The sequence below is a fragment of the Rhizobium sp. BK661 genome (genome assembly GCF_024808825.1).
Classification (GTDB): domain Bacteria; phylum Pseudomonadota; class Alphaproteobacteria; order Rhizobiales; family Rhizobiaceae; genus Rhizobium.
Genome location: NZ_JANTYT010000007.1, coordinates 98,773 through 113,780 on the forward strand (window position 1 = coordinate 98,773; position 15,008 = coordinate 113,780).

Consider the following 15,008-nt stretch of genomic DNA (forward strand, 5'->3'; position numbering starts at 1 on the left):
GTTACGAAAATATAAGGTTGCGCCCTGGAGCCGTTGCTTTCCCGCTCTGGCTAATAAGCCTATATCGCATTTATGCTTATAAAACGACTCCTCCATGCCTTCGAAAATTGGATTAATCCCTTTGCGCCGCGAGAAAACATCCAGCCGCCGCGCTCAACGTCGGGATTCATCTGGTTCTATATTGGCCAGGCTAAGGCGCCCTTCGTTGCGATGCTCGTGCTCGGCGGGATGTCGGCGGCGATAGAAGCGGCGCTCTTCTGGTTCGTCGGACGGCTCGTGGACATACTTGCGACGATCAAGCCGGCGGAAGGCTGGAGCGGTCTCCTTGCCGCGCATGGCGCCGAACTGTTCGGTATGCTCGTCCTTATCGGTATCGTCCGCTTTGTCGTTGCGCTGTTGATTGCGCTGGTGGACCAGCAGGTGATTACGCCCGGCTTCTATAATCTGGCGCGCTGGCAATCGTACCTGCATGTCTCGCGGCAATCGCTCTCCTTCTTTCAAAGCGATTTCTCCGGCCGAGTCGTCACGAAGGTCTGGTCGGCCGGCCAGGCCACGGGCGATCTGGTGACGTCGCTCATGGAGAGCGTCTGGTTCGTTGGCATCTATGCGGCGACGACGTTAGTGCTCGTCGCCCGGCTGGACTTCTCACTTGCCGCAGTCGTGCTTTGTTGGCTGGGCGTATTCGGCGTTCTCGCGCGCTATTTCGTGCCGCGCATCCGATTTCATTCCCGGGAAACGGCTGAAGCCGCGTCGATGATCAACGGGCGCATGGTCGATGCCTACAGCAACGTCCAGACCCTCAAGCTGTTTGCGCGGGACGAAGAGAGCGACCGCTATATGCGAGAAGGCTTCGACTTCTATCAGCACACCGTGCTGCGGTTCACGCGCTTCATCACCGGTGTACGTGCCTCTATGGCGCTGCTCTCGGGCATCATGATCGTCATGATGGCCGGCCTCAGCGTGCATCTGTGGCTGGCAGGCCTCGTGAGTTCCGGCGCCGTCGCTTTCTCGCTGGCGCTCGTCCTGCGTCTGAACTTCCTTCTCGGCCGCTTGATGACACAGTTCAACGGCATCATGCGCAACCTCGGCACGATACAGAATGCCGCCGATTTGATTTCGCAGCCGCTTGGGCTGGTCGATCGGCCCGACGCTCGCGACCTCGTTATCCGACGGCCCGGAATCCGCTTTGAGAGTGTCTCTTTTCACTACGGCAGGAAAAGCGGCGTCATTGACGACTTTTCGCTCACTATTGAGCCAGGAGAAAAGGTTGGCATCGTCGGCCGCTCCGGGGCGGGCAAGTCGACTCTGGTAAACCTGTTGTTGCGCCTCTACGACGTCGAAGGTGGGCGGATATTGGTCGACGGCCAGGATATTGCCGCCGTCAGGCAGGAGTCCCTGCGCATGCAGATCGGGGTCGTCAGCCAGGACACGTCACTGCTGCACCGTTCGGTTCGCGACAACATCCTGTTCGGTCGCCCCGACGCGGGCGAAGCGCGTCTCGTCGAGGCGGCGCGGCGGGCGGAAGCGCTTGCCTTCATCGAGCGGCTGCAGGACCAAAACGGCCGCAGGGGCTTCGAGGCTCATGTCGGGGAGCGAGGTGTGAAGCTCTCCGGTGGCCAGCGCCAGCGCATTGCGATTGCGCGCGTGATGCTGAAGGATGCGCCAATTCTCGTTCTCGACGAAGCGACTTCGGCGCTGGATTCCGAGGTGGAGGAGGCGATCCAATCCAATCTGATCGGCCTCATGGAAGGCAAGACCGTGCTCGCCATCGCGCATCGGCTCTCGACCATCGCCGCGCTCGATCGATTGATTGTCGTCGATGAGGGCGAGATCATAGAGGAGGGCACGCACGAGACCCTGTTGAAGCGCGGAGGTCTTTATGCAGAACTCTGGGCCCGGCAATCCGGTGGATTCCTCGCCACCGATATCGAGGCGCCGTCTCCTGCTTCAGCGGTCGATGGTAAACTCGGCAATGAGGCCAAAGTGGTTTGAGCCCATATTGTCTTCGATGCGTTTGACCGACTTCAGCCGCAGCGGCGGGCGGGCGAGAACGTGGTCGATGCTGATGCCGAAGCGGACCGCCTTGATCGGCCAGCTCGCCGGTTCCGGAAAGACGGTCTGAAACCCGGTTTCGCGCATGAAGCGCTGAATACGTGGGTCGATAATCGCGGAATTGAAGTCGCCGGCAAGAACGAGGGGACCATCGATCGCGCTTGCCATGGATCTGAGATCGAAGAGTTCGTCTGTCAGGAAGTCGTCGAAATAGGGCTTGGCGAGGTGGGCAGCGAGGAAATTGATCTTCGTGCTGTCGAAGTCGATCGCTGAGCGTGTCAGCCGGTTGCGCCACAGATCGCCCAGGCTGCTCACCTTCTTGTCGACAAATGGGCGCTTTGAAAGCACGAGCGTGTCGCATTCGTTGGTCTCCGCACCGCAGCCTATGTGATAAGGATAGGTGGCAGCCAAGCGAGCGATGTGAGGGCGAAGCGGCGCGGCCTCCAGGACGTTCACGACGTCCGCGTTCGAGGCGATGATGAAATCCGCAATGCGACCCGCATTGGCGAAATTCTCGTGCTCGATGTTGAAGGACATCAGCTTGAAAGAGGGCCGCGTTTCTGTATTCGCGGGCATGGCCGCAAATTCTCTCAGCATTATTACGCCATGTCCCAGCAGCATCACTGCGATGGTGAGTAGCAGGTAGGCGTACCAGTGGCGCTTGAGCACCAGAAGGATCAAACACCCTGCGACCGCCGCCAAGGCAAAATGGATCTGAAAGCTATAGACAAAGGCCAGAAGCCAGACGTGCGTGACGTAGCGCAGCGACATCAGCGCCAGCAACAGCGAAAGGAGGACACTCGCTATGCAGAATAAAGTGTCTTTCATCGCCGGACATGGAAGAGGGAAGCTTCAGACCGTCGCTAGCATGGGGCGCGAATTGGTGCAACGCACAACTGTGGCAAGCATGTGATTGTCTTCGAAAATCATCTGAAAATTCCCGCGACATTGTGCCCACATGGTCTTGCCAAGGCTGGACATAATTTGCGATCAAGCTTAGAACGCGCCGGATTGGTGGGGAATCTATGGTCGAATTGTGTCGCGACAGATTCGCCGCCGCGAGGGGAAGGGCGGAGTTCCGCAAAAATTGCGTAGAGGATGGTTTAAGCCGTGAGCGAACACGAAACGACAAGCGAGATCACGGGTGAGCCCACTCGCCGTGATTTCCTTTATCTCACCACTGGTATGGCGGGCGCTGTTGGCGCCGTTTCGGTCGCATGGCCGTTTATCGATCAGATGCGCCCGGATGCTTCGACATTGGCTCTGGCATCCATAGAGGTCGACGTTTCCAGCCTTGAGCCTGGGATGTCGCTGACCGCCAAGTGGCGCGGCAAGCCGATCTTCATCCGCAACCGTACGCCCGAGGAAGTGAAGGCTGCTGACGAGGTTCCGCTGTCCGATCTCAAGGACCCGGTAGCGCGCAACGCCAACCTGCCTTCCGACGCGCAGGCAACCGGCGTCGACCGTTCCGCCGGTAAGGACAAGGAAAACTGGATCGTCATGATCGGCTCGTGCACCCATCTCGGCTGCATCCCGCTCGGCCAAGCTGGCGAATACAATGGTTGGTTCTGTCCCTGCCATGGCTCGGTCTACGATACGGCCGGCCGCATTCGCAAAGGTCCGGCACCGCAGAACCTGGCGATCCCGACCTATTCATTCATTTCCGATAAAGTAATCAAGATCGGTTGAGGGGGACTGATTTATGAGTGGCCATTCCAGCTACGAGCCATCAACCGGCCTCGAGAAGTGGATCGATTCGCGGCTGCCTTTGCCGCGCATGGTCTACGACAGTTTCGTCGCATATCCGGTTCCGCGGAACCTGAATTATGCCTATACCTTCGGCGCCATGCTCGCGGTCATGCTTGTCGTGCAGATTCTCACCGGCGTCGTGCTTGCCATGCACTACGCCGCGGAAACGACGGTTGCCTTCAATTCCGTCGAGAAGATCATGCGTGACGTGAACCACGGCTGGCTGCTGCGCTACATGCACGCCAACGGTGCTTCGTTCTTCTTCGTTGCAGTCTATCTGCACATCGCCCGCGGTCTCTACTACGGCTCCTACAAGGCGCCGCGCGAAATCCTCTGGATCCTCGGCGTGCTCATCTACCTCCTGATGATGGCGACCGGCTTCATGGGCTACGTTCTGCCCTGGGGTCAGATGTCCTTCTGGGGTGCAACGGTTATCACCGGTTTCTTCTCGGCATTCCCGCTGGTCGGCGAGTGGATCCAGCAGTTCCTGCTCGGTGGCTTCGCTGTCGAAAACCCGACGCTGAATCGCTTCTTCTCGCTGCACTACCTGCTGCCCTTCGTCATTGCCGGCGTTGTGGTCCTGCATATCTGGGCGCTGCACGTTGTTGGCCAGACGAATCCGACAGGCGTCGAGGTCAAGACCAAGACGGATACCGTTCGCTTCACGCCTTACGCGACCCTGAAGGACGCGCTCGGTGTATCGATCTTCTTGCTAGTCTACGCCTACTTCGTCTTTTACATGCCGAACTTCCTCGGCCACCCGGACAACTACATCCCGGCTGATCCGTTGAAGACGCCTGCCCACATCGTCCCGGAGTGGTACTTCCTGCCGTTCTACGCGATGCTGCGTTCGATCACCTTCAACATCGGGCCGATCGACTCGAAGCTCGCAGGCGTTCTGGTCATGTTCGGCGCGATCATCGTGCTGTTCTTCCTGCCCTGGCTCGATACCTCGAAGGTTCGCTCGGCTGCCTATCGCCCGTGGTACAAGCTGTTCTACTGGCTGTTCGTCGCCAATGCGATCGTTCTTGGCTGGCTCGGTTCCCAGCCGGCTGAAGGCCTTTACACCACCATCTCGCAGATTTGCACGCTGCTATACTTCGCCTTCTTCCTGGTTGCCATGCCGGTTCTCGGCCTCGTCGAGACACCGCGCCGCTTGCCAAATTCAATTACCGAAGCGGTTTTGGAAAAGCGCAACAAGGCGGCGGCCGCTGAGCCGGTCAAGGCCTGAGAGTGCGGCAGGAAGGGAAGAGAAACATGAAAAAGCTTGTTACAAGCCTCCTGTCGCTTGCTGTCGTCGCAGGATTGAGCGGCGCAGCATTCGCCCAGGAAGCGGCCTCGAACGGCGCCGAGCCGGCAAAACATGCCGAAGGCGAGACGCCACATTTTCCGCTGCTCCATCCGAAGCATGAGCATTGGACATTTGCGGGCCCGGTCGGTCACTATGACAAGGGCCAGCTGCAGCGCGGCCTGAAGGTCTACACCGAAGTCTGCGCCGCCTGTCACTCGATGAGCCTTGTGCCCTTCAGAACGCTCGGGGCGCTGGGTTACTCGGATGCCCAGGTGAAGGCCTTTGCCGCCAACTACGAGGTTCAGGACGGGCCGAATGCCAGCGGTGACATGTTCACCCGCAAGGCCATTCCGTCGGATTACTTCCCGTCGCCGTTCCCGAACCACGAAGCGGCGGCAGCGGCCAACAATGGCGCGGCGCCGCCGGACTTCTCGCTGATCGCCAAGGCGCGCGGCATCGAGCGCGGCTTCCCGCAGTTCCTATTCGACATGATCCCATTTGTCGGCGGTTATCAGGAAGGTGGTCCCGACTATATCTATTCGCTGCTGACCGGCTACGACCAGCAGCCGCCAGCCGGCGTCCAGGTGGCTCAGGGAACTCACTACAACCCGTACTTCGCTGGCGCTGCCGCACTGGCGATGCCGAAGCCTCTGTCGGACGGCCAGGTCACCTATGACGATGGCGCGCCGGCGACGGTCGACCAGTACGCCAAGGACGTCGCATCGTTCCTGATGTGGGCCGCCGAGCCGCATCTCGAAGAGCGCAAGCGCACCGGCTTCATGGTCATGGTCTTCCTCGTGATCTTCACGGGACTGATTTATCTTACGAAGCGTTCGGTCTACGCGAACAAGGAACACTAAGCGCTTTGTTCCAGAGCCTAGGAAAGGCGGCCTTCGGGCCGCCTTTTTTGTTGGTTCCGAGAGTGGCAATTGGTAGGGTGCGCGGAATTGAAGCCCTGCAGAATATGGATAATCCATGAGCAATACGATTTCGGAGCTTGCGGCCAGCATCCGCTCCATCCCGGACTACCCAAAGCCCGGCATCATCTTTCGTGACATTACGACGCTTCTCGGCAATCCACGCGCGTTTCGCCGCGCGGTCGATGAACTGGTCCAGCCCTATGCCGGCATGAAGATCGACAAGATCGCTGGGGCCGAAGCGCGAGGCTTCATTCTGGGTGGTGCGGTTGCCCACCAGCTTTCGGCAGGGTTCGTACCGATCCGCAAGAAAGGCAAACTGCCACGCGACACGGTGCGCGTCGCCTACAGCCTTGAATACGGTGTCGACGAGATGGAGATGCACAGGGATGCCGTGGAGCCCGGCGAAAAGGTCATCCTGGTTGATGACCTGATTGCGACCGGCGGAACCGCCGTCGCCGCTACGCAACTCCTCCGCCAGATGGGTGCGGAGGTCGTTTCCGCCTGTTTCGTTATCGACCTGCCGGATCTTGGCGGTCGTAAAAAGCTCGAAGACCTTGGCGTGGATGTCCGGACGCTGGTGGAATTTGCGGGCCATTGAGGCCCGCGACTATTCAAATTCGATGACCGTGCTTTCGAACCGCACCACCGGCGTACCGTCGATCGTTCCCTCGCACAGAATAGTGTTCAGTCGACGCCCTGGGCGGGACACCAGAGGGCGGCTTGAGAGGAAGGTCACGGAGTAGGTCACTTCTTCGTCGGCGAAGACCGGCCGCAACCATTGCAGCTTCTGGAAGCCGGGCGAGGGACCGAGCGTGGGGGGCTTGATGCCCTCGCTTGCCAGTCGCGCGCTTTCCGCGCTCCAGTAGGCAACAAAGGTCTTCATCCATGCCGCGCAGGTGTGCCATCCCGATGCGCACAGACCACCAAAGAGGGTAGTCTTTGCAGCTTCCGCGTCCAGGTGGAACGGTTGAGGGTCGAAGCGCTCGGCAAAGTGGACGATCCGCTCCGCCGTAAACACATAGCTGCCGATTTCAGTCTTTTCACCGCTGGCGTAACGCTCGGCCATGATCATGCTGTTTTCTCCAGCACGTCACGCATGACGAACATGATCGAGTTCTCCGACGCGCAGACGAGTTCGTTCTTCTGATTTTCCACCTCGTGGCGGAACTTGACCATGCCGATGCCGGGCCTCGAGCGCAGCGTGCGAGTCTCGACAACCGTCGAATGGCCGGAGAGCGTGTCGCCAGCCAGAACGGGCTTGCGCCATTCCATAAAGTCCACGCCGGGGGCGCCTTGGGAGAACGAGTCGAGGAGAAAACTATCCGCCATCATACGCATGAAGAGAGCCGAAGTGTGCCAGCCGGATGCCGCCAACCCACCGAGAATGCTCGCGCGGCCAGCCGCTTCGTCGACATGCATCGGCTGGGGATCGAATTCACGCGCGAACTCGATGATCTCTGCTGCCGTGACCGTCCGCGGGCCGAGCGTAAAACGTCGGCCCAGCTCGAAGTCTTCGTAGAAAAGTTTCATGCGGCCCAATCTCCCCGGCCGTTGCTGATCAGGTGTTGAAGCGGAAGTGGATGACGTCGCCGTCCTGAACGACGTATTCCTTGCCTTCGTCGCGGCCCTTGCCTGCTTCCTTGGCGCCGACTTCACCCTTGAAGTTGATGTAGTCGTCGTAGCCGATGGTGAAGGCGCGGATGAAACCCCGTTCGAAGTCGGTGTGGATAACGCCTGCCGCCTGCGGTGCCTTGGTGCCGCGCACGATCGTCCAAGCGCGCGTCTCCTTGGGGCCGACGGTGAAATAGGTGATCAGGTCGAGCAGGTGGTAGCCCGCGCGGATAAGCCGGTCGAGGCCGGCTTCCTCGAGGCCGAGCGCCGATAGGAACTCCGTTGCTTCCTCTTCGGGAAGCTGGGCCACCTCCGACTCGATGGCCGCCGAGATAATGACGCATTCGGCGCCTTGCTGTTCGGCCATGGCGGCGACGGCCTTGGTATGCTCGTTGCCGGTCGAAGCGTCGGCTTCCGCGACGTTGCAGACATAGAGCACTGGATGAGACGTCAGCAGGTTGAGGCCCTTGAGGATCTCTATCTCCTCGGGCGCCAGTGTCTTCAAGAGCAGGCGTGCGGGCTTGCCTTCGTTCAGCAGCTTGATGACGGCCTCCATGACCGGCAGCTGGGCAATAGAATCCTTGTCCTTGCCGGTGGCGCGCTTGCGTGTCTGCTCCACGCGGCGCTCGAGGCTTTCGAGGTCGGCAAGCATCAGCTCGGTCTCGATCGTATCGGCATCGCCGACCGGGTTGATGCGGCCCTCGACGTGGGTGATGTCGTCGTCCTCGAAGCAGCGCAGCACATGCACGACGGCGTCGACTTCGCGGATGTTGGCGAGGAACTTGTTGCCGAGACCTTCACCCTTCGAGGCACCGCGAACCAGACCGGCGATATCGACGAAGGAGATGCGCGTCGGGATGATTTCCTTGGAGCCGGCAATTGTTGCCAGTTTCTGCATACGGGGATCCGGAACGGCGACTTCGCCGGTGTTCGGTTCGATCGTGCAGAAGGGATAGTTCGCCGCCTGCGCTGCCGCCGTCTTGGTGAGCGCGTTGAAGAGGGTCGATTTGCCGACATTCGGCAGACCGACGATACCGCATTTGAAGCCCATGACCTGAAACCTGCTATTCTTGAATTCGTTGGTGCTGGCTATGGGATAAAACGCGCCTTGCGGTCAAGCTTTTCGCGCAACTCTGTTGCATTCCGAGGGTTGAAGGCCAGGCTTCGCGGCGCAATATAGGTATCGGCGAACTGTTCTCGCCTCTCCATGTCATCAACGGGTGGGTTTCCGATGAGTGACAACGATATTGCCCTTAAACCGAAGACGAAGTCGAAACCGAAGCTGGATCGGCCGAAGCTTTACAAGGTCATCCTTTTCAACGACGACTACACGCCGCGAGAATTCGTGGTGATGATCCTCAAGGCCGTCTTCCGCATGAGCGAAGAGACTGGCTATCGCGTGATGATGACGGCCCACAAGATGGGATCAAGCGTGGTTGTGGTCTGCACCAAGGACATCGCGGAGACCAAGGTCAAGGAAGCGATGGACTACGCCAAGGACGCCGGTTTCCCGTTGATGTTGACGGCTGAGCCCGAGGAATAGGTTGGCAATTTCTTAACCACCCTCGTTAATTCGACATCCGCTGTTTTCCGGCAGTATGCCCGCATCGGTGGGGGTGTTCATGCAAGGGGAAGCAGCAACATGGCACTATCTCGTCGCCGCAGGGCTTTTTGCGTTTCTTGGTGCGATCGGCCATGTTTGCCGGGCCGTCTTTAACGTTCTCCCTGATCGGGTGACTGACCGGCCGTTGATGGACCTGCCGCTATCGTCCGGTTACGATCTGCCGGATCTGCTCTTCGGGACGGAATATGACGACGCCGGCTATTATCGTCTCGACAGCCTCAAGAATTTCCGCATTTCCTGTGTGTTGACCGTGGTTGGTGGGCTGTTGGCCATGCTGTTTTCCCCGGGCGTCTCCATTGCCGTGGCCTGGTTGATCGACAGCGGCATTCTGTGGATCTGGAACCTTCTTCTCTTCAGGCTGCACGCAGTTGGATTGCTATGAGCTCAGTCGCCAGCCGGTCGCCGGATCTGGTAGCCAGTCTTGTCCCGTGTGAAGCCGCAGTTCTCGTAGAAGCGTAGCGTGGCGTGATCCTTCGAGCCGGTCAGAAGCATCACCTTGTAACAGCCGGCCTTCCACGCGGTTTCAACCGCGTGGTTGATCAAGGCGCGGCCATAGCCGCGCTGCCTGTGGTCGGCGGCCGTGACAACGTTCTCGATGAAAGCATAAGAGGCGCCGCTCCGGGTCAGATTGGGAACGATGATCAGCGTCACCGACGACGCGGCGGTTTGACTCGCGAGTCCGACGAATATCGTCATGCCAGGTTGTGCGAGGATCGCTTGGAACCGCTCTTCGGCGTGCGCGCGATCCATTGCCGGATCAGCCGGGTTGAGCTCATGGTAGAGGGCAAGTAGTTCCGGCAGGTCGCCTATCTCGGCGGCGCGGATGACGAGTTCGCCGGTCGGCATGGCTCAGTCACCCTTGCTGCCGAACATCTTCTTCAGCATTTCGGCCATCGGCCCGGTTGCCGGCAGCTTTGGCTGGTTGTGATTGCGAGCCTGGTGGATGTGGGACTTCGCCGCCGGCTTCTTTTCGGACTTCGGCTTTTCCTCTTCGGCCTTGCCGCCAACCGCAAGCGCCAGCTTGTTCATCAGTTGCGAGTCTTCCTTTCGAACAAGCATGTCGGCGTTGTCGGCGAGCGCATCGAGCAGCGGCTCGAGCCAGGCCTGGTCGGCCTTGGCGAAGTCGCCGAGGACGTGGTGCTGCACCAATTCCTTGACGCCCGGATGGCCGATGCCGAGGCGCAGGCGGCGATACTCCCTGCCGCAATGGGCGTCCAGCGACTTGATGCCGTTGTGGCCGCCATGGCCGCCACCCGTCTTCAGGCGCGCCTTGCCCGACGGCAGGTCGAGTTCATCATAGATCGCCACCAGGTCGGCGGGCTGCAGTTTGTAGAAGCGCATGGCTTCGCCGACAGCTTCGCCGGAGAGGTTCATGTAGGTCTGCGGCTTGATGAGCAGCACTCTTTCGCCCGCAATCTCGCCCTCGGCGATCTCGGCCTTGAACTTCTTCGACCAAGGCGAAAAATTGTGGCGGCGATGGATCGCATCCACCGCCATGAAGCCGATGTTGTGGCGGTTTCCGGCGTATTTTCCACCGGGATTGCCGAGGCCCGCGATAATCAGCATGGCTCGTCTATTTCCTTGCAAATGTGCTTTATGCGTTCACCATCGCGAAATGACGCCAAAGTCAAGGCGAAGCCGCCATAAACGCGGAAAATTAGTCCGCGGAGCTCAAGCCGTACTTTATGAAGATGGTCTTCTGTGTGCCGTCGGCAATCAGTCTGTCCAGTGCAGCCTGCATCTTGGTGAGCAAATCGCTCGGGAAGTTCTTCTCGCAGGCAATCCCCATTTGCTGTGAGGACAGCACCGTCACCTTGTCCAATGGCTGTTCTGCCTTGAGTTTGGCGAAGTAGATCTCAGAGATCGGCATCATGTCGATGCGGCCGTTGAGGAGCTTGCGCAATGTGGCGTTGAAATCGGTGGCGACGTCCAGCTTGGTGAAGCCGTTCTCCTTCAGCGTCGTCTCCGTGTAGTCCTCGCGCTGGGTCCCGATCGTGTACTTCTTGGCCTCCTCCAGGTCGCGTGCCACGACGCCGGAGCCTGATCGGGTGATGAGGATGTTGCGATCAACCAGAAGGGGTTCGACCCATCTAAACATCGGGTCGCGCTTCGCATTGTGAGCGGTCGTGAAGACGCAGCTCAAAGGTGTCGTCTGGGCGAGATTATAGGCCCTGGCCCAAGGCATCATCTCGATCTTGTAATCGATCCCAGCGTCCTTCATCAGCTTGTCGACTTGTTCGACTGAGGCGCCTTTGATCGCCTTGCCGTCGCGATAGCTGAAGGGAGGGTATTCTTCCGTGGCGAGCGTGACGCTGGCCGCAATGGCGTGGGTCGCGGCAGCGAAGCCCAGAAGAGTGAAAAGCAGCAGTTTCTTCATGGTGTTGCCTTTCCTTGGCCGCTCAGGACGCGCGCGCGATGGGCGGTTCGGCCTTCGACAGGCGCTCGATCAGAGCGGCTGCATGCTGGGGGCGATGGAACAGGTATCCCTGGCCGAAGTCGAGACCCATTTCGTGCAGCGTCTGGCATTCGTCCTCGGTCTCAATGCCTTCGGCAATGACAGTGCAGCCCATTTTGTGGGACAGCGTCGCGATGCTTTCCACTAGAGTTCGGCTCTTCTCGCGCACCTCGTCGTTGCCATCGTTGATCGACCGGGTGAAAGACTGGTCGATCTTGATGATGTCGACTGGGAAGCGATTGAGATAGCTCAGCGAGGAATAGCCCGTACCGAAGTCGTCGAGGGCAATCCGGCAGCCGAAACGGCGCATCTCGGCGACAACCGTGCGGATTTGCGGATTGTTGTGCATCAGCACCGCCTCGGTGATTTCCACGACGATGCGCTGGGGGCGGATACTATGGCGGCCAAGCAGTGCGGCAAGGCGCGCGGGCAGGGTGGTTTCGAATTGTAGCGGCGAGAAGTTGATGGCGAGATAGCTGTCCTGCATTCCTGGGAGACGGGAAATGGCCGCAAGATGTGCGATCGCCTTCTCCATGACCACGTTGCCGACGCGCACGATCTTTGCCGTTTCCTCGGCCACGTTGATGATCTCGGCCGGTGCCATCAAGCCCCGTTGCGGATGGTTCAATCGCATCAAGGCCTCGAAACCGGCGATATCGCGGCCGTTCAGGCTGACGATCGGCTGCAGGTAGGCGTCGAACCAATCCTCGGCGAGACCGGTCTCAATATAGTTCTCGATCTCGGCGCGAGCCCGAGTATGGTCCATCATGCCGTTGTCGAACAGTTGTGCGCCGTTCTTGCCGTCGCGCTTCTTCGCGTACATGGCCATGTCGGATTTCTGCAAAAGCTCTGCCGCGTTCGCTGCATGGCGCGGATAAATGGCGATGCCGACGCTGGCGCTCAGATGCAGGTCTGGGCCGAACGGCTCGACGAAGATGGAGGCGATCTGCTCGGCCATTGCGCTAGCCCGCCGGGTGGCATCCTTTGCAGGCAGAAGGATCGCGAATTCGTCACCGCCAAGACGAGCAGCCTGATCCGATGGGGCCAGGTGCGTCTTCAGACGGCTGACAAACTCGCGTAGTGCCCTGTCACCTTCGGCATGCCCGAGATTGTCGTTGATCCACTTGAAGCGATCAAGGTCCACGAAAAGGCAGGCCAGTTCCTGGGTTGCTGCGTCTGCTTCGCGAATTTTGGCGTCCAGCACAGCTTCGAACCCCTGACGGTTCAGGAGGCCGGTCAAGTGGTCCCTGATGGCCTGCTGATGGTTGCGGGCTTCCGAGGCCTTCAGCTCGGTTACATCAGTCATGACAGAAAGAGAGAGCCGGTTGTGACCCGCCGAAGCTGCTGTCGACTCCAGAATGAGTACGTCCATGATGTTGCCGTCGGCGCACATGAACTTGACCGTAACGTCAAGAGCGGCGCCGCCATCGAGTTCGTTCTTCCGCTTCAGGAAGGCTTCGCGCGTATCTGATGTCACGAGGTCGGCGAATCTTTGGCCGATCACGCGGGGCCGATCGTAGCCGGTCGCGACGAGCCAATAGTCGCTGACAGCGGTTATGCGGTCAGTCTCATCGAGCGAGAACAGCATGGCAGGCGTCAGGTCGTAGATGTCGACGGCGCGGCGATGCGCGAGCTTCAGTTCGCGTTCCTCGCTTTCGAGCTTCGATTGCATCTCGTTGAAGCCCCGGGCCAGGCGTCCCATCTCGTCGTTCGACTGCCAGTTGACGTGATGTCGCGACCCGAGTTGGCGCGTGGCCTCGACTGCGGCCGTCAGGCGCATCAACGGGCGGATGATGAAGATCCGATTGCCGACCAAAGCCGCGGTGAATACGGCAAGCACCGCGAAGATGAAGATCGACATGAAGACGATTTCTTCGTGCTTGAGGCCGGAGAAGAGACCGAGCGCCGGATAGAAGACCGAGATGGTACCCAGATTCTTTGGGCCATCGATCGTGTTGTATATGATCGCGCGCGAGACCTGGACGAGATTGCCATTGAATGACTTCGGTATGGTCGACTGTGTGACGTCGAGCTGGCCCGATTGATCGCGAACCTGAACCTTGACGATGGCACCCTGCGAAACGATCGTCGCGCTGATCTGGGTCACGCTGTCGTCGTCGAGGTCCCAGAGCGGCTTTGCGAGCGCCTGAGAATTGGCGACAAGAAGAACGGAGATGTGGTCGCGTATTTCCTTATCCGCACGCTCGGACGAAAGAAAAAGGAACAGCACGAACAGTGGAGCAACGAAAAGGAGCAGCGCTCCGCAAATGATTGCCAGAAAACGATTTTCAACGGAATTACTCATCGTTCCGTTTGCTCCCCGCCGCACTTCCTACGCCCGCGGTTTCTACGCCCGCGGGTCTCCAAAACGTACCGGCATGGTTCCATGAAATGTATTAAATGTTGCTGAAACAGGACCTTTGCGCGTAATTGAAAAGGCCCGCTTTCGGGAGAAAGCGGGCCCTATACTTTACAAATTATGGAAGCGATTAAGCTTCAGCTTCGCCTTCGCCAGCTTCTTCAGCGGTTTCATCGACGCCGCCTGCCGGAGCAATGATCGTGGCGACCGTGAAGTCACGGTCTGCGATGACGAGCGACACGCCCTTCGGCAGGGTCACGTCAGAAATGTGGATGCTGTCGCCGATCTTCTTGCCGTTGAGGTCAACGTTGAAGAATTCCGGAATCGCATCGGCCGGGCAATGAACTTCGATTTCGTGACGAACGATGTTCAGAACGCCGCCAGCCTTGAGGCCCTGGGACTTTTCTTCGTTGATGAAGTGAACCGGGATTTCAACGGTAACCTGGGTGTTGCCGGAAACGCGCAGGAAATCCACGTGCATCGTGAAGTCACGTACGGGATCCAGCTGGTAGTCCTTCGGCAGAACCTTGTACTTCTTGCCGTCGACTTCGATGGTCGCGATCGTGGTCATGAAACCACCGGCATGAATGCGCTTCGTCACCTCATTGGTGTTGAGAGCGATAGAAATGGGGGCCTGCTTGTCACCATAGATGACAGCCGGGATGAGACCATTGCGGCGAAGTTCACGGGCGGACCCCTTACCAACCCGTTCGCGCGCCTCGGCCTTGAGCTCGTAGCTTTCGTGGCTCATGACTTTTCCTTCCGAGGTTATTTGGAGAGCTCGACGCAGGCATTGCCTGTCGCTGAACTGGAGGCGGGTTTCCCCATCCTCATCCGCATTGCCTCCAAGGGTGTCTGTGCGGACGCGTGCGCTATAGTATAGATGTGACGGAAACGCAAGCTGATCGCTTGATGCTGGCGATGGTCATGGCCCGGGACAAGCTGAT

Annotated in this window: 16 protein-coding genes; 7 read left to right on the forward strand and 9 right to left on the reverse strand. The window is 59.2% G+C overall.

Annotated features, from left to right (window positions below; translation table 11 throughout):
• Positions 1-72 precede the first annotated feature (72 nt).
• Positions 73-1,992: an ABC transporter ATP-binding protein gene (locus FHX16_RS16605; RefSeq protein ID WP_183861204.1), complete on the forward strand. Its 1,920-nt coding sequence runs from the start codon at positions 73-75 to the stop codon at positions 1,990-1,992.
• Here FHX16_RS16605 and FHX16_RS16610 read toward each other — a convergent pair.
• Entirely contained in the window at positions 1,948-2,880 is a 933-nt protein-coding gene (locus FHX16_RS16610) for an endonuclease/exonuclease/phosphatase family protein (protein ID WP_183861202.1), read from the reverse strand. The two genes, FHX16_RS16605 and FHX16_RS16610, sit on opposite strands and share 45 nt — an antisense overlap.
• A gap of 282 nt (positions 2,881-3,162) precedes the next feature.
• Here FHX16_RS16610 and petA point away from each other — a divergent pair, with 282 nt between their 5' ends.
• The 4 genes from petA to FHX16_RS16630 all read left to right on the forward strand — a co-directional run bounded on the left by petA (position 3,163) and on the right by FHX16_RS16630 (position 6,610).
• Positions 3,163-3,741: a ubiquinol-cytochrome c reductase iron-sulfur subunit gene (petA, locus tag FHX16_RS16615; RefSeq protein WP_016554711.1), complete on the forward strand. Its 579-nt coding sequence runs from the start codon at positions 3,163-3,165 to the stop codon at positions 3,739-3,741.
• A 13-nt stretch (positions 3,742-3,754) separates the two neighbouring features.
• On the forward strand, positions 3,755-5,032 hold the full coding sequence (locus FHX16_RS16620; protein ID WP_016554710.1) for a cytochrome b N-terminal domain-containing protein: 1,278 nt from the start codon (positions 3,755-3,757) through the stop codon (positions 5,030-5,032).
• A gap of 26 nt (positions 5,033-5,058) precedes the next feature.
• On the forward strand, positions 5,059-5,952 hold the full coding sequence (locus tag FHX16_RS16625) for a cytochrome c1 (RefSeq protein ID WP_183861200.1): 894 nt from the start codon (positions 5,059-5,061) through the stop codon (positions 5,950-5,952).
• Positions 5,953-6,067: 115 nt separating this feature from the next.
• Entirely contained in the window at positions 6,068-6,610 is a 543-nt protein-coding gene (locus FHX16_RS16630; RefSeq protein WP_016554708.1) for an adenine phosphoribosyltransferase, read from the forward strand.
• A gap of 9 nt (positions 6,611-6,619) precedes the next feature.
• Here FHX16_RS16630 and FHX16_RS16635 read toward each other — a convergent pair whose 3' ends face one another.
• Genes FHX16_RS16635 through ychF form a run of 3 tightly spaced genes read right to left on the reverse strand, consistent with a single transcriptional unit; the run spans position 6,620 to position 8,674 of the window.
• Positions 6,620-7,084, reverse strand: coding sequence for a MaoC/PaaZ C-terminal domain-containing protein (locus tag FHX16_RS16635; RefSeq protein WP_016554707.1), 465 nt, complete (start codon positions 7,082-7,084; stop codon positions 6,620-6,622).
• On the reverse strand, positions 7,081-7,542 hold the full coding sequence (locus FHX16_RS16640; RefSeq protein WP_405049289.1) for a MaoC family dehydratase: 462 nt from the start codon (positions 7,540-7,542) through the stop codon (positions 7,081-7,083). The genes FHX16_RS16635 and FHX16_RS16640 overlap by 4 nt, the downstream gene beginning before the upstream one ends.
• A 28-nt stretch (positions 7,543-7,570) precedes the next feature.
• Complete coding sequence (gene ychF / locus FHX16_RS16645; RefSeq protein ID WP_183861196.1) at positions 7,571-8,674, reverse strand: redox-regulated ATPase YchF; 1,104 nt, start codon at positions 8,672-8,674, stop codon at positions 7,571-7,573.
• 180 nt (positions 8,675-8,854) lie between these two features.
• On the opposite strand from ychF, the gene clpS reads away from it, so the two are divergent.
• Both clpS and FHX16_RS16655 read left to right on the forward strand, forming a co-directional pair.
• Complete coding sequence (gene clpS / locus FHX16_RS16650) at positions 8,855-9,166, forward strand: ATP-dependent Clp protease adapter ClpS (protein ID WP_183861194.1); 312 nt, start codon at positions 8,855-8,857, stop codon at positions 9,164-9,166.
• A gap of 79 nt (positions 9,167-9,245) precedes the next feature.
• Positions 9,246-9,629, forward strand: coding sequence for a hypothetical protein (locus FHX16_RS16655; RefSeq protein ID WP_183861192.1), 384 nt, complete (start codon positions 9,246-9,248; stop codon positions 9,627-9,629).
• A gap of 2 nt (positions 9,630-9,631) precedes the next feature.
• Here the strand turns inward: FHX16_RS16655 and FHX16_RS16660 are convergent, their stop codons facing one another.
• The 5 genes from FHX16_RS16660 to FHX16_RS16680 form a co-directional block, all read right to left on the reverse strand.
• On the reverse strand, positions 9,632-10,093 hold the full coding sequence (locus tag FHX16_RS16660) for a GNAT family N-acetyltransferase (RefSeq protein ID WP_259129455.1): 462 nt from the start codon (positions 10,091-10,093) through the stop codon (positions 9,632-9,634).
• Positions 10,094-10,096: 3 nt separating this feature from the next.
• Positions 10,097-10,813, reverse strand: a complete 717-nt coding sequence (gene pth / locus FHX16_RS16665; RefSeq protein ID WP_183754195.1) for an aminoacyl-tRNA hydrolase — start codon at positions 10,811-10,813, stop codon at positions 10,097-10,099.
• A gap of 91 nt (positions 10,814-10,904) precedes the next feature.
• Complete coding sequence (locus FHX16_RS16670) at positions 10,905-11,624, reverse strand: ABC transporter substrate-binding protein (RefSeq protein ID WP_183861186.1); 720 nt, start codon at positions 11,622-11,624, stop codon at positions 10,905-10,907.
• 22 nt (positions 11,625-11,646) lie between these two features.
• The gene (locus tag FHX16_RS16675; protein WP_259129456.1) at positions 11,647-14,007 is read right to left on the reverse strand and encodes an EAL domain-containing protein; all 2,361 of its coding nucleotides are present in this window, start codon (positions 14,005-14,007) and stop codon (positions 11,647-11,649) included.
• Positions 14,008-14,191: 184 nt separating this feature from the next.
• Positions 14,192-14,812 carry a 50S ribosomal protein L25/general stress protein Ctc gene (locus FHX16_RS16680; protein WP_183861182.1) on the reverse strand — a complete coding sequence of 207 codons (621 nt, stop codon included), beginning with the start codon at positions 14,810-14,812 and terminating at the stop codon, positions 14,192-14,194.
• Positions 14,813-15,008 lie beyond the last annotated feature (196 nt).